The 18704-nt window shown below is 30.4% G+C and carries 16 protein-coding genes; 7 read left to right on the top strand and 9 right to left on the bottom strand.

Annotated elements, in window-relative coordinates; translation table 11 throughout:
• The first annotated feature begins 26 nt into the window (after positions 1-26).
• Positions 27-2654, top strand: a complete 2628-nt coding sequence (locus tag HALO113_RS06410; RefSeq protein ID WP_159778233.1) for an AsmA-like C-terminal region-containing protein — start codon at positions 27-29, stop codon at positions 2652-2654.
• 100 nt (positions 2655-2754) lie between these two features.
• On the opposite strand, the gene HALO113_RS06415 is transcribed toward HALO113_RS06410, so the two are convergent.
• On the bottom strand, positions 2755-3546 hold the full coding sequence (locus HALO113_RS06415; RefSeq protein WP_159778234.1) for a DUF2797 domain-containing protein: 792 nt from the start codon (positions 3544-3546) through the stop codon (positions 2755-2757).
• A gap of 97 nt (positions 3547-3643) precedes the next feature.
• Between HALO113_RS06415 and HALO113_RS06420 the strand changes: the two genes are divergently transcribed.
• Together HALO113_RS06420 and HALO113_RS06425 are read left to right on the top strand one after the other, a co-directional pair.
• Positions 3644-5167 carry a GH3 auxin-responsive promoter family protein gene (locus tag HALO113_RS06420; protein ID WP_159778235.1) on the top strand — a complete coding sequence of 508 codons (1524 nt, stop codon included), beginning with the start codon at positions 3644-3646 and terminating at the stop codon, positions 5165-5167.
• A gap of 336 nt (positions 5168-5503) precedes the next feature.
• Positions 5504-7099 carry an OmpA family protein gene (locus HALO113_RS06425; RefSeq protein ID WP_159778236.1) on the top strand — a complete coding sequence of 532 codons (1596 nt, stop codon included), beginning with the start codon at positions 5504-5506 and terminating at the stop codon, positions 7097-7099.
• Positions 7100-7166: 67 nt separating this feature from the next.
• Here the strand turns inward: HALO113_RS06425 and clpX are convergent, their stop codons facing one another.
• From clpX to HALO113_RS06465, 8 genes are all read right to left on the bottom strand, one after another.
• Positions 7167-8399 (bottom strand): ATP-dependent Clp protease ATP-binding subunit ClpX, encoded by a 1233-nt coding sequence (gene clpX, locus HALO113_RS06430; protein WP_159778237.1) that lies wholly within the window; start codon positions 8397-8399, stop codon positions 7167-7169.
• A gap of 53 nt (positions 8400-8452) precedes the next feature.
• On the bottom strand, positions 8453-9142 hold the full coding sequence (gene clpP, locus HALO113_RS06435; protein ID WP_159778238.1) for an ATP-dependent Clp endopeptidase proteolytic subunit ClpP: 690 nt from the start codon (positions 9140-9142) through the stop codon (positions 8453-8455).
• An 80-nt stretch (positions 9143-9222) separates the two neighbouring features.
• On the bottom strand, positions 9223-10548 hold the full coding sequence (gene tig / locus HALO113_RS06440) for a trigger factor (protein WP_159778239.1): 1326 nt from the start codon (positions 10546-10548) through the stop codon (positions 9223-9225).
• A gap of 100 nt (positions 10549-10648) precedes the next feature.
• A complete protein-coding gene (locus HALO113_RS06445; RefSeq protein ID WP_159778240.1) occupies positions 10649-10993 on the bottom strand; it encodes a phage holin family protein in 345 nt (114 codons plus the stop codon).
• Between the two features lie 66 nt (positions 10994-11059).
• The gene (locus HALO113_RS06450) at positions 11060-12637 is read right to left on the bottom strand and encodes a G-D-S-L family lipolytic protein (protein WP_159778241.1); all 1578 of its coding nucleotides are present in this window, start codon (positions 12635-12637) and stop codon (positions 11060-11062) included.
• A gap of 17 nt (positions 12638-12654) precedes the next feature.
• On the bottom strand, positions 12655-13893 hold the full coding sequence (locus HALO113_RS06455) for an OmpP1/FadL family transporter (RefSeq protein WP_201297581.1): 1239 nt from the start codon (positions 13891-13893) through the stop codon (positions 12655-12657).
• A 120-nt stretch (positions 13894-14013) separates the two neighbouring features.
• The gene (locus HALO113_RS06460) at positions 14014-14775 is read right to left on the bottom strand and encodes an alpha/beta fold hydrolase (RefSeq protein ID WP_159778242.1); all 762 of its coding nucleotides are present in this window, start codon (positions 14773-14775) and stop codon (positions 14014-14016) included.
• Positions 14775-15488: a pyridoxine 5'-phosphate synthase gene (locus HALO113_RS06465; RefSeq protein WP_159778243.1), complete on the bottom strand. Its 714-nt coding sequence runs from the start codon at positions 15486-15488 to the stop codon at positions 14775-14777. Before HALO113_RS06465 ends, HALO113_RS06460 begins: the two co-directional genes overlap by 1 nt.
• 92 nt (positions 15489-15580) lie before the next feature.
• Between HALO113_RS06465 and HALO113_RS06470 the strand changes: the two genes are divergently transcribed.
• From HALO113_RS06470 to HALO113_RS06485, 4 genes are all read left to right on the top strand, one after another.
• Positions 15581-16243, top strand: a complete 663-nt coding sequence (locus HALO113_RS06470) for a CBS domain-containing protein (RefSeq protein ID WP_159778244.1) — start codon at positions 15581-15583, stop codon at positions 16241-16243.
• Between the two features lie 25 nt (positions 16244-16268).
• Positions 16269-17147: an NAD kinase gene (locus HALO113_RS06475; protein WP_159778245.1), complete on the top strand. Its 879-nt coding sequence runs from the start codon at positions 16269-16271 to the stop codon at positions 17145-17147.
• Positions 17148-17270: 123 nt separating this feature from the next.
• Positions 17271-17954: a DUF6089 family protein gene (locus HALO113_RS06480; protein WP_159778246.1), complete on the top strand. Its 684-nt coding sequence runs from the start codon at positions 17271-17273 to the stop codon at positions 17952-17954.
• A gap of 2 nt (positions 17955-17956) precedes the next feature.
• Complete coding sequence (locus tag HALO113_RS06485; protein ID WP_159778247.1) at positions 17957-18697, top strand: isoprenyl transferase; 741 nt, start codon at positions 17957-17959, stop codon at positions 18695-18697.
• The last annotated feature ends 7 nt before the right edge of the window (positions 18698-18704 follow it).

The raw sequence follows: 18704 nt of genomic DNA on the forward strand, positions 1-18704 counted from the left end.
CTTAAAATCTTCAAAATCCTATTACTATGGCTAAAAAATTCACATTCAAGAAAATACTCAAAATTGTTGGTATATTTCTTCTCGTAGTTGTAATTGCATTAGCAGCAGCTCCATTTTTATTTAAAGATAAGATTAAAGCATTGGTTTTAAAATCAATCAATGAAAATGTAGACGCTACTGTTGCCTTTGAAGATGTAGATTTAAGTTTGTTTAGAAACTTTCCTAATGCTAATGTATCTATAGACAAACTTAGCATTATAAACAAAGCCCCTTTTGAAGGAGATACTCTCTTTTATGCTGGTGAATTGAACCTAAAAATGAGCATTAAAGAATTGTTCAAAGGTGATAACGAACCCATGAATTTACAAGGTTTTAGTAGCAACAATGCGATTGTAAATGTTATATTTAACAAAGATGGTTTAGGTAATTTTGATATTGCATTAAAAAATCAAGAAGAAGATACAAGCACTACAGAAAGCAAACCTTTTGCGCTTAATATTCAAGAATATGCCATTAATAATTTGCGCTTTACCTTCTTAGACGAAGGTGCCAAAATGAAAATGGTTTTAGATAGCCTTAATCATACTGGTAAAGGAAATTTTGCACAGCAAAAATTAGATTTAGACACTAAAACAACTACTAAGGTTTCTTTTGAAATGGATAGTACTAATTTTATGAAAAATGTAACTCTATCTTTAGACGCTGTTTTAGGTATCGATTTAGACAAAAGCAAATATGAATTTAAAGACAATAAAGCTTTAATTAATCAATTGCCATTAGAATTTAATGGTTTTATTCAAATGCTAGAAGAGGGTCAATTATACAATTTAACATTTAAAACACCTACTTCAGATTTTAAGAATTTCCTAGGATTGATTCCTGAAGCCTATTCTGGAAATATTAATCAAGTTAAAACTACGGGTGAATTTAGAGTAAATGGAAAAGTTGATGGAAAACTTACAGAAACTACTATTCCAAAATTTAATATTGAATTAGCATCTGATAATGCTTCTTTTCAATATCCAGATTTACCGAAATCGGTTAAAAATATAGTAATTGACACACACATTGTAAATGAAACTGGAATAACTAACGATACTTACGTTAATTTAGACAAATTATCTTTTTCTATAGACCAAGATGTTTTTAACGCAAAAGCTACGGTTAAAAATCTAACTGAAAACCCATTAGTAGATGCAGCCCTAAAAGGAACAATTAATTTAGCGAATGTAACCAAAGCATACCCTGTTCAATTAGACAAACCTTTAACAGGTATTTTAAAAGCTGATGTTACTACTAAATTTGATATGAAATCAGTAGAAACGAGTCAGTACCAAAACATTCAAAACGCAGGAACAATTTCGCTAAGTGGCTTTAAGTATGAAGGTCCAGAAATGGCTAAACCATTTGAAATTATTAACACTTCTCTTGCTTTTAATCCTAACCAAATTCGATTGAATGAATTTGATGCTAAAACAGGTTCTTCTGATCTTAAAGTAACTGGAGGATTAGACAACTTATACGGTTTCTTATTTAAAAAACAAGTTTTAAAAGGAAGTTTTGACATGAATTCTTCTCGATTAGTCGTTTCCGATTTTATGTCTCCTACAACTACTACTTCAGACGATGGAAAAAAAACTACTACTGAAGCTGTAAAAATACCTTCATTTTTAGATTGTAGTATTTCTGCTAAAGCTGGAACAGTAGTATATGACAATTTAGATTTAAAAAATGTAAGTGGTAACTTAGCCATAAAAGATGAAGCTATTTCATTAAGCAATCTTAAAATGGACGTTTTTGGCGGAAGCATTGGTTTAACAGGTACAGTTTCAACAAAAGGTACCAAGCCTACTTTCAATATGGATTTAGGATTAAATGCAGTAAACATTGCAGAATCTTTTACCCAACTAGAAATGCTTAAAAGTATTGCACCTATTGCTAATGTAATTAATGGAAAATTAAATTCTACCATAAAATTATCTGGTGATTTAACAGACGATATGACACCTAATTTAAAGACACTTTCTGGAGATTTAGCAGGGCAACTATTATCTACAACCGTTAATGAGAAAAACTCAACTTTATTAACTGCTTTGAGTTCCAATGTGAAATTTTTAGATGTAACCAAATTAAATTTGAATGACATTAAAGCATCTCTATCTTTTAAAGATGGAAAAGTAGCTTTAAAACCAATGAATTTAAAGTATGAAGATATTAATATGACAATTGGTGGAACACATGGATTTGACCAAACAATGAATTATGATGTAAAATTTGACGTTCCAGCAAAATATTTAGGCACAGAAGTTACTAGTTTATTAAACAAACTTACACCTGCTGACCAACAAAAAATAGAAAGCGTTCCAGTAACTGCGAATCTAACAGGTAATTTCACAAATCCAAATATAAAAACCGATTTGAAGCAAGCCTCTACTAACTTAGCATCGCAAATTGTAAAAATGCAAAAAGAGAAACTAGTTAATCAAGGCACTAGCGCATTAACCAATTTATTTAATGGAACAAAAGACAATACTAATAGCACCACAAATGCTACCGATACAACTAAAACCACAACGACTCCAAAAGAAAATATTAAAAATGAAGTAAAGAATGTCTTAGGTGGACTTTTAGGAGGAAAGAAAAAGAAAGAATAAGGCAAAACATATAAAAGAAATGGCTCAAAAATCAAAAATGGTTATTCTAAATATATTTAGATCTATACCAATTGATTTTTGAGCCATCTCTTAATTTTAATTAGATACTCATTTTAACAACATAACCTTCATAAGTTCTAATATTAAAAACGGTACCGTCTTCAAACAATAAGTATTGCCCTTTAATCCCTATTACTTTACCTGTATAATTAGGTGTTTTATCTAGATTCAAACTACTTACCTTCTTAGGATAATACAAAACAGGAAATTCTAAATGATATAACGGAGCCTCAGTTGTAAAATAATTTTTTACTTCACTGGGTAACCATTCAAAAGTCTTTTTTCTTTCTGCCTGTAAATCTGCTGTAAGAATTTCATTCTTTAGCATCTTTTGCCAACTGGTTTTATCAACAAAATGATTTTTTAATGCAATTTCCGTTATCCCAGCTAAATATCGATTAGGCACCTCAACAATAGGAACCGCTTCCACAGCACCTTGATCTATCCATCTTGTAGGCACTTGTGTTTTTCTAGTAACTCCTACTTTCACTTCACTAGACAATGCTAAATACACTATATGTGGTTGTAACTGCACCCTTTTTTCATATTCTAAATCTCTATCTTCTATATCTAAATGCGCTGTACTTAACTCAGGTTTCATAATCCAATCACCTACTGCCGGACTACTCATAAAACAATCATAACAAAATCCTTGTCTAAAAATCTTTTTCGGTTGACCGCAATTTAAACATTGGTAACCTTGAAAAACAATTTCTAATTCTTTGTTTAGCAGTTGGTTTACATTTAAAAAACTATCTTCAAAGACTAAATAATATTGAATAGGTTGCGCTAATTCAGTTTGCATTTTTTGAAGCACTCCTTGATATGTCATGGGAATTTTACTTTTAATGAGTTTAGATTTAAAAAAAATGTTATTTTTGGTAAAGTTATCATTCGTATTTTATAATTCATAATTTGTAATTCTAAAAATGGCGTTTCCAATTATTAATTCTATTGCTTCGTGGATTTTAAAAAAACGAATTCATCAAATGGAGTTGTTTTTAAAATACCCTGATGAAGTACAAGAAGAACTGTTAATCAATTTGATTAGAACAGCTGAAAATACTTTTTTAGGCAAACAATACGACTTTTCAAGCATTAAAAACTATCAAACTTTTACGGAACGTGTTCCTATATCAACTTATGAAGATTTAGAACCCTTAATTGAACAGACTCGAAAAGGACAACAAAATGTATTTTGGCCTTCGCCAATAAAATGGTTTGCAAAATCAAGCGGTACAACTAATGCAAAAAGTAAATTTATTCCGGTAAGTAACGAAACCTTAGATTTGTGCCATTACAAAGCAAGTAAAGATTTATTATGCCTTTATTTGAATAATAATGAAAACTCTCAATTATTCACTGGTAAGAGTTTGCGTTTAGGAGGAAGTAAACAATTATATGAAGATAATAATACTTTTTTTGGAGACTTATCAGCTATTCTAATTGATAATATGCCTATTTGGGCCGAATTTAGTTCTACTCCAAGCAATAAAGTATCACTTATGGGAGATTGGGAAACTAAATTACCGGCTATAATTAATGAAACTATCCAAGAGAATGTAACCAGTTTAGCAGGTGTACCTAGTTGGATGATGGTCTTACTCAACAAAACATTAGAAACCACTGGTAAAGAAAATTTAATAGACATTTGGCCCAATGCAGAAGTTTATTTTCATGGTGGTGTAAATTTTGAACCTTATAGAGAACCCTATAAAAAATTATTCCCTAAAGATAATTTTAGATATTATGAGATTTACAATGCTTCAGAAGGCTTTTTTGCCATTCAGGATCGAAATAATTCTAATGAATTATTATTAATGCTAGACTACGGTATCTTTTATGAATTTATACCTATGGATACATTTGGCACATCAAATCAAAGAGCTATTCCTTTAAATCAGGTAGAAATTAATAAAAATTATGCCATTGTTATTTCTACCAATTCTGGGCTTTGGAGGTACCTAATAGGAGATACTATTCGATTTACTTCTACTAATCCTTATCGCATAGTAGTTACAGGAAGGACCAAACATCATATTAATGTTTTTGGTGAAGAATTGATGGTAGAGAATACAGATAAAGCCATTGCAAAAACATGCCAAGAATTGAACTGCGAGGTAGTAGATTATACCGTAGCACCCATTTTTATGCATGAAAAAACCAAAGGTGCCCACGAATGGATCATTGAATTTAAAATTAAACCACAAAACATTGACACCTTTTCAACATTATTAGATAAAAACATACAATTATTAAACTCTGACTACGAAGCCAAAAGACACAATAACATGACTTTAAATCCGTTAGTCATTAATATTGCTAGACCTAATTTATTCTATGATTGGTTAAAGGAAAAAGATAAATTGGGAGGGCAACATAAAATTCCTAGATTATCAAATGAAAGGATTTATTTAGAAGAACTGTTACAACATCAAGTATATCAAATTTAAACTAAAGCAATATTTTATGAAATACTTTTGCCTTATCATTATCTGTTGTCTATTTTTTTCTTCATGTGGTCCTAGAAGATATAAATGTGGTCCATACAGAAAATGCAATATCGAATTCAAAGCATTAGATAAAAATAGTCCTCGCAATATCATTTGTTAATTTTATCATAATAAATTGATTTATAAATTATTAACAATTTTTTTCGTTTTTTTTCTATCTATCTTTCCGAGTCATGCCTTTATAACGAGTTTTTTTAACAATTAACCGATTATTCTTTTTTTATGCGTTAATTCGACTTAATATTTGCAACTGCAAAGTCAAATTAACCTATCACTATGAAAAAATTATTTTTTTGTGTTTTTTGTATTCCCTTGTTAGGAATGAGTCAGGACAGTTTTATTGATGATTCAACAACAGGAAACCTTCTTACACTAAATAATGATTCATTACTAAAATTTATTCTTACAGACACAGGTGTAAATACCGAACTATCAGAAATTGGTGCTACATTTTTTAGAGATAAATTCTTAATAATTTCAAATAAAAAAAGAAGGCATACAAAAACAACTTTTAATGAAACTTTAAATAAATTTAATAATAATATTTATTGTACAAATGTAGATAAGAATGGAAATCTTTCTTTTCCATTGCAATTTTCAACTGTTTTAGATTCGGACTTTAATGAAGGCTCAATGACTTTTTCTAATGAAGATAAAACTATTTATTTTACTCATTCTACTGCAACTTCAGATAATCATAAATTATACAAAGCCGATTTAGATACTGAAATTCAAGGGTATTGGAAAGACATTATTGAAATACCAGTAACCAACGAGAGCTATAGTGTCGAAAATCCTTTTTATAATAAAACGGATAGCACCCTTTACTTCTCTTCTAATATGCCTGGCGGTTTTGGAGGATATGACTTATATGTAGGTGAAATAAAACCGGATGGAACTTTAAAAAATATTAAAAATCTTGGAAAAGAAATAAATTCTTCAAATGATGAAAAATACCCATTTGTAACACCCGAAAATAAATACATTTATTTTTCCTCAAATGGTGGAGATACTTATGGCGGTTATGATGTTTTTAGAGGTTCAATAGTTGAAAATAATTATGTAAATAGAAAAAACCTTGGATCTGGATTAAACTCTAAAAAAGATGAAGTAGGTTATATTTTAGTAAATAAAAATCAAGGATATATTTCTATTAACAAAGAAGAGGACAAAGAAAATTTCGACATTTATCGCTTTGAAATTCAAAAACAAGAACAGCAATTGAATCTTCTAGTTGTTGAAAGCAACTCAAAAATTAAGCTTCCAAATGCAAATGTAATTATTACCGATGAATTCGGTACAAAAGTAAAAGAAACAAAAACCAACGACAAGGGTGAAATCAAATTAATAATCGAGCCTTTGAGTTCCTATACCATTGCAACAGAAAAAGACGGATACGAACCTAGTTCGGAGTCTATCAATGCTTCTACAGAAAATGGGTATGTTTCTGAAGTAATAAAAATGAACCAGAAAAAACCAGAGATTATTAATGATGCTATTGTAATGGAAAATATCTTTTTTGATTTTAACAAAGCTAGTTTAAAAGAAGAATCTCAATTATCTTTAGACAAAGTGGTAGCTGTTATGAATGAAATACCCGATATGACTTTAACAATAAACGCACATACAGACACCAAAGGATCAGAAAAATACAACTTAGCCTTATCTCAAAAAAGAGCCAAATCAACTTATGATTATCTTATTTCAAAAGGAATTAACAAATCAAGATTGGACCACAAAGGATATGGAGAATCTAAACCAATTCATGTTTGTGAAGTTTGTACTGAAATCCAAGATTCAGAAAATAGACGTGTTGAATTTATTATCAATAAAAATTTAGAGGTTAGTGATACTACCTTAACAAACAACTAAAAAACGTTTCATCTCTTTTAATTTAAAAAAAATCCCGATAAAATATAATTATCGGGATTTTTTACTTTTATGAAGCTGTTTTTAAACGTTGTAATAAATTTTTATTTAAACTATGCTCGGCAAAATCTTTTGTAACATGTAAGACTTTTTCAGAGGAACTAGGCAAATCAAACATTACATCCGTTAGAATTGCTTCACATAGTGAACGCAGTCCTCTTGCTCCTAATTTATATTCCAATGCTTTTTCAACAATAAATTGTAATGCCTCTTCTTCAATTGAAAATTCTACATCATCCATTTCAAACAATTTCTTATATTGTTTTACTAATGCATTTTTGGGCTCAGTTAGAATCGCTCTAAGTGTTTCAGCATCTAATGGATTCATATATGACAATACAGGTAATCTTCCAATAATTTCAGGAATTAACCCAAAGTCCTTCAAATCTTTAGGAATTACATATTGTAATAAATTATCCTTATCAATTTCATTAGCTTCTTTAGAAGTACTATACCCTACAGCTTGTCTATTCAATCTTTTAGAAATAATTTTTTCAATCCCATCGAAAGCACCTCCAGCAATAAAAAGGATATTTTGTGTATTTACCTCAACAAATTTTTGATCTGGATGTTTTCTTCCTCCTTTAGGTGGTACATTTACAATTGTTCCTTCTAGCAATTTTAATAATGCTTGTTGCACACCTTCTCCAGACACATCTCTTGTTATGGAAGGATTATCACTTTTACGAGCAATTTTATCAATTTCATCAATAAAAACGATACCTCTTTGTGCTCTTTCTACATCATAATCTGCAGCTTGAAGTAAACGTGTTAAGATACTTTCCACATCTTCTCCCACATAACCCGCTTCTGTTAAAACTGTAGCGTCAACGATAGCTAAGGGAACATTCAACATTTTTGCAATGGTTTTAGCTACTAATGTTTTTCCTGTACCTGTTTGCCCAACCATGATAATATTACTCTTTTCTATTTCAACCTCATCATCAGTTTGGGTTTGCATTAATCGTTTGTAATGATTATAAACAGCAACACTCATTACTTTTTTAGTTTCATCTTGACCAATAATGTATTGATCTAAAAAACCTTTAATTTCTTTAGGTTTTAATAAAATCAAATCAGATAAAAGTTCTGTTTTCCCACTTTGTCTTAATTCTTCTAAAACTATTCCGTGAGCTTGTTCTATACATCGATCACAAATATGAGAATCAATACCTGCAATTAATAAGTTAGTCTCTGGCTTTTTTCTTCCACAAAAAGAACACTCTAATACTTCTTTTGCCATTTTTCTATTTTTAGTAATTAGACACTATTATTTAGTAATCTAAAAACTGATTTTTATTTTCTTTCTAAAACTTCATCTATCATTCCATATTCTTTTGCTTCAGATGCAATCATCCAGTAATCTCTTTCACTGTCTTTATACACTTTATCATAAGGTTGTTTTGAATGATGAGAAATAATTTGATACAGTTCTTCTTTTAATTTCAACATTTCTTTCAAGTTGATTTCCATATCTGTAGCCACACCTTGCGCGCCACCTGAAGGTTGATGAATCATTACTCTTGAATGTGGTAAAGCAGATCGCTTTCCATCTGCTCCGGCACACAATAAAACTGCTCCCATGGAAGCTGCCATTCCAGTGCAAATTGTAGCTACATCAGGTTTTACCAATTGCATTGTATCATATATTCCTAAACCAGCATAAACACTTCCTCCAGGAGAATTGATATAGATACTAATATCTTTAGAAGCATCTGTACTCTCTAAGAACAGCAATTGGGCTTGAATAATATTGGCTACATAATCATCAACACCCGTTCCTAAGAAAATGATTCTGTCCATCATTAAACGTGAAAAAACGTCCATTGAAGCCACATTCATTTGGCGTTCTTCAATAATGTATGGAGTCATGCTACTCACAATTTTATCGTAGTACAAACTATTTACTCCATGGTGTTTCGTTGCGTATTTTTTAAATTGCTTCGCCATTTCGAGCGAAGCTCTCGGGTCTTTTCCGTAATTCATTATAACTTTATTATTGGTTTATAAACTAAGAACGTCAAACCAAAGTTTGACGTTCAAAGATAATTATTTTTTATGAGATTTTATTCTCCATACATCTCTTTAATAAACTCTTGATAGTTAACTTTTTTCGATTTTGCGTTAATTTTTTCTTTAAATAAAGTTAACATTTTTTCATTCATAACTTGTTCAGACAAACGTTTTACTTCTTCTTGATTAGAAAGTACTCTTGCTACAATTCCATCCACTTCTTCATCTGTAGGATTTAATTGACCAAACTGAGCCATTTGCTTTTTAATCAATTCAGCGGTATGCGCTTTTAAATCTTCAAACTGAATTTGTAAATTATTTGAAGCAATGATTTTATTTTCAATTAATTGATAACGTAACCCTTTTTCAGATTTCGCATATTCTTCCTCAGCTTGCTCTGGAGATAAAGGTGTTTCTCCAACGGTTTGAATCCATTTTTTTAAGAAAACAGCAGGTAATTCAAATTTTGTATTTTCAATTAATGATTCAATTACATCATTTAAGAACTTTTGATCAGCCTGTTGTCCAAATTGTCCTTCAGCATCTTCTTTTATTTTTGTTTTTAATTCTTCAACAGAAGTTACATTTCCTTCTCCAAACAATTTATCAAATAATTCTTGGTTTAATTCTGCTTTTTCAACGGCATTAATTTCTTCAATATTAAAATTAACCACTACATCTAAACCATGAACATCATCATGAGATACTTTTAAATAATCCATTAATTTATGGTCATCATCAAAAAGTCCTTTTGTCTCTAATTCAACCACATCTCCCACTTTTTTACCTACAAACTTTTTAGCTACTTTTTTATCATTGAAGATATCTAAAGTAATCGTAGTCGTATTATGAATTCCTTTTTCTTCATTTGAGAAAGTCCCTCTTAATGTATGGTCTTCTGAAACTTTATCTTGAGAAATCATTTTTCCATATTGCTTTTGAATACGCTCAACTTGCTCGTCTAACATTTTTTCATCAGCAACAATATCAAATTTGGTTACATTGGAGTTTGCATCTAAATCAACTGCAAATTCAGGAGCTAAACCTAATTCAAACTCAAAAGTAAAATTATCTTTATTCCAATCAAATTCTTCTGTTACTTTTGGAAGTGGATTTCCAAGAATATCTAATTTTTCTTCAACTAGATAATCGTTTAAAGAAGATTGTAATATTTTATTTACTTCATCTAAAAGTACAGCTTTACCATATTGTTTTTGAATTAAACTCATAGGCACAGCTCCTTTTCTAAAACCGGGTATGTTAGCGTTCTTTCTGTAATCTGCTAATACTTTTTGCACTTTATCTGCATAATCCTCTTTAGTTACTGCAACCGTAACAATCGCGTTTAAAGCATCAACTTGCTCTCTTGTAATATTCATTATATTATTTTTTTATTGACATGAAAATTGGGTTGCAAAATTAAATATTTTTTACAACTCGAGCAACTTTTTAATCATTTGAATTTCAATTGCATAAAAATTATTCTTTATCAATAAATATTCCATTAAGAATAGATTGACTTACAGACAAAATAATACTGAATAAAAAAGCATTCCAAAACCCTGAAACAGCAAACCCATCTATAAAATAATCACTTATAAGGATTATTATCGCATTAATAACTAATAAAAACAAACCTAATGTAATAATTGTTGCAGGAATGGTAAGAAAAATTAAGACGGGTTTTAAAAAAGTATTTAAAATAGCCAATACAACCGCAACAATTAATGCAGTAGTGTAATTGATTATTTCTACACCTGGCAAAAATTTTGCAATAACAACCACTAAAACTGTAGTAATTAAAAGTTTAATTAATAAATTCATTTTTTATTTTAAAGATAAAAAAAAGACATCTAAATCTAGATGTCTTTTCAAAATATTTTATACTATTTAATTCGTTGCAAGAATATGTATACCTGGATAATTATTAGGATTTAATAATGGCAACTTTGATTTATAGTGTGTATTAATCACTTTAATAATTTCATTTGCTATTACCGCATAACCTCTTGCATTCGGATGTACCCCATCTAAAGAAAATAACACTTTAAATTCTGTAGTTCCTCCTCCAAAGTAATTTGCAGTATATAATGTTCCGTTATCTGCTCTTAGACCACTTACTAATTGATTTAAAATAGCATTCATATCAGCAACAGCCAAGTTTTTTGATGCTGCAATGTCTCTAATTTTAGCATTAAAAGTATTAGTTGCATTTGTGATTGCTAATTGTTCAGATGGTATTAAAACATCACCATCTTGAAGAGGAAATGTAACACCATTAACATTAAAAGGTGCGGTACCTAAAGGATTTGGCTGTCCAATTTTACCAGAAGAAGGAAGAACTATCAAATCACTTGAAGTAGCTTGACGTGCTTTTCCATATAATTGCCCCAAAGCTGAAGCATAGGGAGCTAAAGAAGGAATTGTTGACGCAGCACCCGAAATTACTTGACTTAAATCTGATAAAGTTTCATCTGAAATCAGAACAGGATTTTTTGTACCTGCTTGAGTAGATAAAGGTAAAATTCTTCCACCTGTAACTTGCGCCAAGAAACCATATAACTGTAACGCATTAACATTTGTTGCTGTAGCTTCAGAAGGCAAAGCATTATAAGGGACTGTTGTAAAATAAGGAATAGATGTAACGCTTGGAATTGTTGCCACAACACCTTTCGCTCCATTAGCAGTCAAATCATTTATTATCTTTGTATATGCTGCTTCAAATACCATTGGAGAAGTCAAATCTGCACTTCCAAAACCTCCATTAACACCTACCCCACCAGATGTAGCATATCCCAAAACATCATTGTTACCTATCCAACAAGTAAAAAAAGTAGGATTTAAAGACAAAGCATCACCTAAAACAGTCGCATTTACAGAAGTTGCATGGCGTACAAAATAAGGATTCGCTGTAGGTGGATTTGTTAATAAACCAGCTGGATTTCCATAATTAGAACCAATTGGAGGATAAGGCGCTCCTAAATCTACTAAATGAAATGTTTTTGCACCAGGCACCCCCATATTGTGATAAGCTTTAGCTTGCTGTGTCAATGTTATTGTTGAATTTCCTGAAGTAGTTGCATCTCCGCCTATAAATTCTACAGCGCCAAAAGTACCATTTGGATTAGGTTGAGTAGCATCAAGAATCCTTCTAGTTCCAAAACCAGGAATCCCTTGAATACCTCCCCAATTTTGCACATCTTCCTCATAGGAAGGTTGTGTAAAAGCACCGCCACCAACTAATGCAAATTGTTGAGCTAATAAATTAGGAAAAGAATTTGCTTGCCCCGATTTGTAAACTGTACCATCCATATAACCTGCAGTTAATGAATTCCCTACTGCAACATAAGAAGAAAAATCTGCTTCTCCAGCAGAATAATTATCTGTTGATACTGGATTATCAAATTCTGGCTCACAAGAAGCAAAACCTGCAGCTAAAATTGCTAAGTATATAAATTTATTTTTCATTTTCTATTATTTTTAAATTAAAAACCGTAAGTTATACCAACACCTGGAGAAAAAACAACTGATTTATATGTTCCTTTGAATTGTCCATTTGGATTATGATCATATGAATTATCAATTTCATCAAAATGAATATACAAGAAAGATGCATCAATTCCAAATTTATCATTAATTTGATAAGTTAAACCTCCTGTAAATGCATTCGAATCATTACGTGGCGTTTCAGGAGCAAAATAACCATCTTGCACTGGACTTTCATCGAAATAATAGCCCGCTCTAAAAGTAAATTTATCATTAGCTTTATACTGAGTTCCAAATCTGTAAGTAGATGCGTCTTTATAATTTCTTGGATTTACAGAAGTTGGTAATCCATTATTAAAACTTACATCTAAGCTCTTGTAAGCACTCCACATAGTATGGTTAAAATCGAATGCAAATAACCATTTATCAGTCACTTGAACTGAAATACCAGCCGTTACTTCTGCAGGTAATGGAAGATCTGCATTAAAAGTAGTGTTTGTTAATAAAGTTTGAGCGAAATCTGGAACATCATTAAATGTTGCATCTCCATCTCTAGCTTCCATCATTATTTCCGAACGGTAATTTAAACCTAATCTAATTTTATCAGTTGGATTAAACATCATACCAATATTATATCCCCAAGCAGAAATTCCTTTCCCTTCTATTGTTAAATCTGTTGGATCACCATTTACTTGAAAAGTTGTGTTAGAAGCATACAAATTTCTATTAAAAGTAACAGCACCTGTAGCATATATTGGTCCACCACCAATACTAAAATGCTCACCTACTCTAACAGAAACTGTTGGCTGTACAAAAATTGCTTTTAAATCAATATTGTTTACTAAATAAGCACCTTGCCAATTTTGATCCCAATCCACTGCACTACCATATGGCGTATAAACTGCTAATCCGGCTGTTAACCAATCATTCAATTTATAGGTAGCATATGCATTAAAAGGCGTACCAAAATTATCTGAAGAAGCAGTTGTGTTAAACGTGTTTTCTTGAAATCTTACTTTAGCAAATAAAGCATTAGCCCCTACAGATAAATTAAATTTTTTATCCAGGAACGCCATCCCTGCTGGATTAAAAAAAGCTGTCTCCGCACTATTTACTACAGCAACACCTGTATGCCCCATAGCCAATTGTTTCTGACCTTGAATACTCACTCTATACCCACCCGCAAAAGCCGTAGAGCTAGCCAAAGCCATTAATGTTACAGAAAGTAATTTTCTCATAATGTTAAAATGTGTTAGTTTTCTTGAATTTATTAATATCTACATACCAAAATTATAATAAAATATGGAATTTACAATTTTTTAGCCTAAAATATTATGCATTCATAATAAATTTAATTTTTAGTTTAAAAAATTCATGACAGCAGCATAAAAATCATTAGGGTTTTCTGCGTGTAACCAATGACCTGCATTTGAAATAGTAACTATCTCACTCTTAGGAAACAAAAAATTTATACTTTCAAAATCAGCATCTTCTATATAATTAGATCGATCCCCTCTTAAAAACAAAACCTCTTTTTCAAAACTTAAACCTACAGGTAATTCCTTACCAATTTCTTGTATATTCAGAGTCAAACTTTTTAAATTAAATCTAAATCCTAGCTGCCCATGTTCTACCCAATATAAATTTTTCAATAAAAATTGTCGAGTACCAAAATCATTTATATATTTTGACAAAATAGAATCTACTTCTGTTCTACTAGGTTTTAAATCAAAATTTATAGCATTCAATCCTTCTAATATAGTTTGATGATGTGGTGCGTAATATTTTGGTCCAATATCTGCAACAATAAGCTTAGAAACTAACGCTTGGTATTGACAAGCAAATTGCATAGCCACTTTTCCTCCCATAGAATGCCCTAACAATACTATATTATCTAAATTATTATATTTACAATATTCTAAAACATCTTTAACCATTAAATCATAATTAAATTCATCCGACTGAAGACTTCTACCGTGATTCCTCATGTCTAACAAGTGTACTTCAAAACCATGCTGAGCAAATTGACCTCCTAAGGTTTTCCAGTTATCAGACATTCCTAAAAAACCATGAATAATTAAAAAAGGAAGTCCTTGACCTTCAATTTTTGAATAAATCATTATTTTAATTTTTGAAGATACATATTTACTACATTTTCTATTCCTAAATAAATAGATTCAGCAATTAAAGCATGACCTATTGAGACTTCTAATAAGTTCGGGATATTTTCTTTAAAAAATTTAATATTTTCCAAACTCAAATCATGACCTGCATTTATTCCAAGCTCCAGCTCATTGGCTCTTACAGCTGCTTCAACATAGGATTTAATGCCTTGCTTATTTCCCAATTCATATTGTTTAGCAAATTCTTCTGTATATAATTCTATTCTATCTGTCCCCGTTTCTTTAGCTCCTTCAACCATTTGCACTACTGGATCCACAAAAATAGAAGTTCGTATTTTATTCCTTTTACATTCAGCAATTATTTCTTTCAAAAAATCCTTATGCTTAATTGTATTCCAGCCTGCATTTGAAGTAATTGCATCATCTGCATCGGGTACAAGTGTAACTTGTGTGGGCTTAATATCAAGTACTAAATCCATAAATTTTTTAATTGGATTTCCCTCAATGTTATATTCTGTAAACACAATTGGCTTTAAATCTAAAGCGTCTTGATACCTAATATGTCTTTCATCTGGCCTTGGATGAATAGTAATTCCTTGTGCTCCAAATTTTTGTAAATCTTTTGCCACTTGCAATAAATTAGGCACATTTCCACCTCTCGAATTTCTTAAAGTGGCTATTTTATTAATATTTACGGATAACTTTGTCATATTTTTTTCTATTATTTTTACAAAAATACAAAGTATAAATAGCTTTAATAATCAATTTTTGATTAATTTGCAGTAAAATTACATTCGCTATAATGAACAACACATTAATTGATTTTTTAAACATTGAGATCAAGCCGTTAAAAAGCAAAGAAAGTATTGCAGATGCTCAAGACTTATTTGCAGATTATAACTACACCCATTTTCCTGTAACAGAAGAAAATGTGTATATCGGATGTATTTCAAAAGAAGATGCGGAAATATACCCAAGTCATAAAACCATTGGAGATTGCAGATATGAATTTGATCGCTTCTATGTTCGTTCAGAAATGATATGGTTAGATGTTTTGGAAGAATTTGCCAAAAACGAAGCTAACATTGTTCCCGTTTTAAATGCTCAAAATAAATATGTTGGCTATTATGAATTAGATGATGTAATCAAATTTTTTCATGAAACTCCTTTTTTAAGAGAAGAGGGAGGAATTTTAGTCATAAGAAAGGAGATATCAAATTTTTCCATGAGTCAAGTTTCTCAAATTGTTGAAAGCAATAATGCTAAACTTTTAGGATTGTTTATTTCAAAATCGGAAGCCAATTATGTAGAATTGACTTTAAAGATAAGCCAGAGTTCCTTAAATGAAATCATTCAAACTTTTAGAAGGTATGAATACGAAATAATATCGGAACATCAAGAAGATAGCTATTTAAAAAACTTAAAAGATCGCTCAGATTACTTAGATAAGTACATGAATATTTAAGCCATTTCTATAAAACTTTTTATATATGAAAATTGCGATTTTTGGTCAATATTATCAATCTGATACAGAAGATATTGTAAAAAATGTTTTAGAAATTCTTCTCAACAATCAAGTTATATTGATTATCGAAAAAAAATTTCATCAAGAAATCAAAACACCTCTAAAAGAAAAATGCAACACCTATTCTTCCCACGAAGAATTAGAAGATGATGTAGATGTCTTAATAAGTATAGGTGGAGATGGAACTATATTAAGAGCAGTTACTTATGTAAGAGACAAAAAAATTCCTATAGTAGGAATAAATGCTGGCAGACTTGGTTTTTTAGCTACCGTTCAGATAAAAAACATTGAGATTTTTTTATATAGAATTTTAAATAAAGATTACACTTTATCTAAAAGAAGTCTTTTAAGTTTAACTTGTTTTCCAAAAAATCCTGATTTAGTTGATTTGAATTTTGCCTTAAACGAAGTAACTGTTTCAAGAAAGGACACCACTTCAATGATAACTATAGAAACCTATCTTAATGATGAATATCTTACTTCTTATTGGGCAGATGGTCTAATTATATCTACTCCTACTGGATCAACAGGTTATTCTTTGAGTTGTGGCGGTCCTGTATTAATTCCAAATGTAAATAGCTTAGTAATAACCCCCATCGCTCCACATAACCTCAATGCAAGACCACTTGTAATTCCAGACGATACTGAAATTACTTTAAAAGTTTCTGGTAGAGAAGAACAATATTTAGTTTCACTCGATTCTAGAATAACATCGGTTACAAATGAAACTTTATTAAAAATAAAAAAGACCCCTTTCGAAATAAACATGGTAACATTTAATGAAGAAGGTTTTTTAAAAACCATTAGAAAAAAACTCCTTTGGGGAGAAGATAGAAGAAATTAATACCTCAAACATAACTTTTACTTTTTTTTTGCGTTTATACATTACCATTTATTTAGGAATAAAATTTTCAATTAAATGTGGTAAAGAAATCTATATTGTTATATTTGCAAACTATTTTAAAAAATGAGAAAGTTTTTTGTTTACATATTCTTGTTATTGAGTACTACTGCTATAACGGCTCAAATAAATGAATTAGGTGTTTTTTTAGGAGGTTCAAACTACATAGGAGACGTAGGCCCAACTAATTATATATCTCCTAACAATGTTGCTTTGGGTCTTATATACAAATGGAATAAAAGTACGAGACATTCCTATCGCTTATCATATACTTATGCTAAAATTGAGTCTTCTGATAGTGATAGTAATGTGCCTAGTCGATATTTAAGGGACAAAAGTTTTAAAAATTATATTCACGACTTTACTTTAGGGCTTGAATTTAATTTTTTTGAATTCAATTTACATGATTCTGAAAAAGCTTTCACTCCTTATGTTTCCTCTGGAATAAGCTATTTTATATATAATGAAAATTTTATTCCATCAAAAACCGAAGAATTAGATTATAGGCATAGTCAATTTGCTATACCAATGATAATAGGAGTAAAAACTCGACTATATAGAAATTTTGTCTTAGGAGCCGAAATAGGGGCGCGTTATACTTTTACAGACAATTTAGACGGAAGCAATCCTAAAAACAACAACTTACAAGGCTATCGTTTTGGCAATCTGAACAGCAAAGATTGGTATGTGTTTTCAGGAATTACATTAACTTACACATTTGGACAAAATCCATGTTTTTGCGCTGAATAATTATGAGTATAAAAGAAAAAATAGACAATACAAAATTACCCACACATTTAGCCATCATAATGGACGGTAATGGTAGATGGGCGAAACAAAAAGGTCTATTACGCACACTAGGACATGAAAGCGGTACAAAATCAGTTAAACAAACCGTAGAAAATTGTGCAAGATTAGGCATTAAACACCTTACACTTTATGCTTTTTCTACAGAAAACTGGAACCGACCTAAACTAGAAGTTGACACCTTAATGAAACTTTTAATTTCTTCTTTAAAAAAAGAATTAAAGACTTTAAAAGAAAATAATATCAAATTGAATGCAATTGGAAATTTAACAAATTTACCAGAAAAAGTTCAAAAAGAATTACAAGAAGTAATTCAAAAAACATCCGAAAACTCCCGTATGACCTTAACTTTAGCATTAAGTTATGGTGCAAGAGAAGAGCTTATACAAGCTGTTAAAAAAATTTCAGATAAAGTTAAAAATAATATAATTTCCACTCACACTATTGACGAATCGATTATTAATGAGCATCTTTACACGCACAATTTGCCAGATGTTGATTTAGTAATTCGAACAAGTGGTGAACACAGAATAAGTAATTTCTTACTTTGGCAAATTGCATATGCAGAATTTTACTTTACTGATGTTTTATGGCCAGATTTCAGCGAAGAAGATTTGTATAAAGCAATTATAAGTTATCAAAGTAGAGAAAGAAGGTTTGGAAAAACAAGCGAACAAATTTCATAAGAAAAAA

This window comes from Flavobacterium sp. 9AF (genome assembly GCF_902506265.1).
GTDB lineage: Bacteria > Bacteroidota > Bacteroidia > Flavobacteriales > Flavobacteriaceae > Flavobacterium.

What these genes read in the sequence shown, in the direction of transcription:
- HALO113_RS06410 (WP_159778233.1), top strand. Translation starts at nt 27, where the DNA reads ATGGCTAAAAAATTCACATTCAAGAAAATACTCAAAATTGTTGGTATA.
- HALO113_RS06415 (WP_159778234.1), bottom strand. Translation starts at nt 3,546, where the DNA reads ATGACATATCAAGGAGTGCTTCAAAAAATGCAAACTGAATTAGCGCAA.
- HALO113_RS06420 (WP_159778235.1), top strand. Translation starts at nt 3,644, where the DNA reads ATGGCGTTTCCAATTATTAATTCTATTGCTTCGTGGATTTTAAAAAAA.
- HALO113_RS06425 (WP_159778236.1), top strand. Translation starts at nt 5,504, where the DNA reads ATGAAAAAATTATTTTTTTGTGTTTTTTGTATTCCCTTGTTAGGAATG.
- clpX (WP_159778237.1), bottom strand. Translation starts at nt 8,399, where the DNA reads ATGGCAAAAGAAGTATTAGAGTGTTCTTTTTGTGGAAGAAAAAAGCCA.
- clpP (WP_159778238.1), bottom strand. Translation starts at nt 9,142, where the DNA reads ATGAATTACGGAAAAGACCCGAGAGCTTCGCTCGAAATGGCGAAGCAA.
- tig (WP_159778239.1), bottom strand. Translation starts at nt 10,548, where the DNA reads ATGAATATTACAAGAGAGCAAGTTGATGCTTTAAACGCGATTGTTACG.
- HALO113_RS06445 (WP_159778240.1), bottom strand. Translation starts at nt 10,993, where the DNA reads ATGAATTTATTAATTAAACTTTTAATTACTACAGTTTTAGTGGTTGTT.
- HALO113_RS06450 (WP_159778241.1), bottom strand. Translation starts at nt 12,637, where the DNA reads ATGAAAAATAAATTTATATACTTAGCAATTTTAGCTGCAGGTTTTGCT.
- HALO113_RS06455 (WP_201297581.1), bottom strand. Translation starts at nt 13,893, where the DNA reads ATGAGAAAATTACTTTCTGTAACATTAATGGCTTTGGCTAGCTCTACG.
- HALO113_RS06460 (WP_159778242.1), bottom strand. Translation starts at nt 14,775, where the DNA reads ATGATTTATTCAAAAATTGAAGGTCAAGGACTTCCTTTTTTAATTATT.
- HALO113_RS06465 (WP_159778243.1), bottom strand. Translation starts at nt 15,488, where the DNA reads ATGACAAAGTTATCCGTAAATATTAATAAAATAGCCACTTTAAGAAAT.
- HALO113_RS06470 (WP_159778244.1), top strand. Translation starts at nt 15,581, where the DNA reads ATGAACAACACATTAATTGATTTTTTAAACATTGAGATCAAGCCGTTA.
- HALO113_RS06475 (WP_159778245.1), top strand. Translation starts at nt 16,269, where the DNA reads ATGAAAATTGCGATTTTTGGTCAATATTATCAATCTGATACAGAAGAT.
- HALO113_RS06480 (WP_159778246.1), top strand. Translation starts at nt 17,271, where the DNA reads ATGAGAAAGTTTTTTGTTTACATATTCTTGTTATTGAGTACTACTGCT.
- HALO113_RS06485 (WP_159778247.1), top strand. Translation starts at nt 17,957, where the DNA reads ATGAGTATAAAAGAAAAAATAGACAATACAAAATTACCCACACATTTA.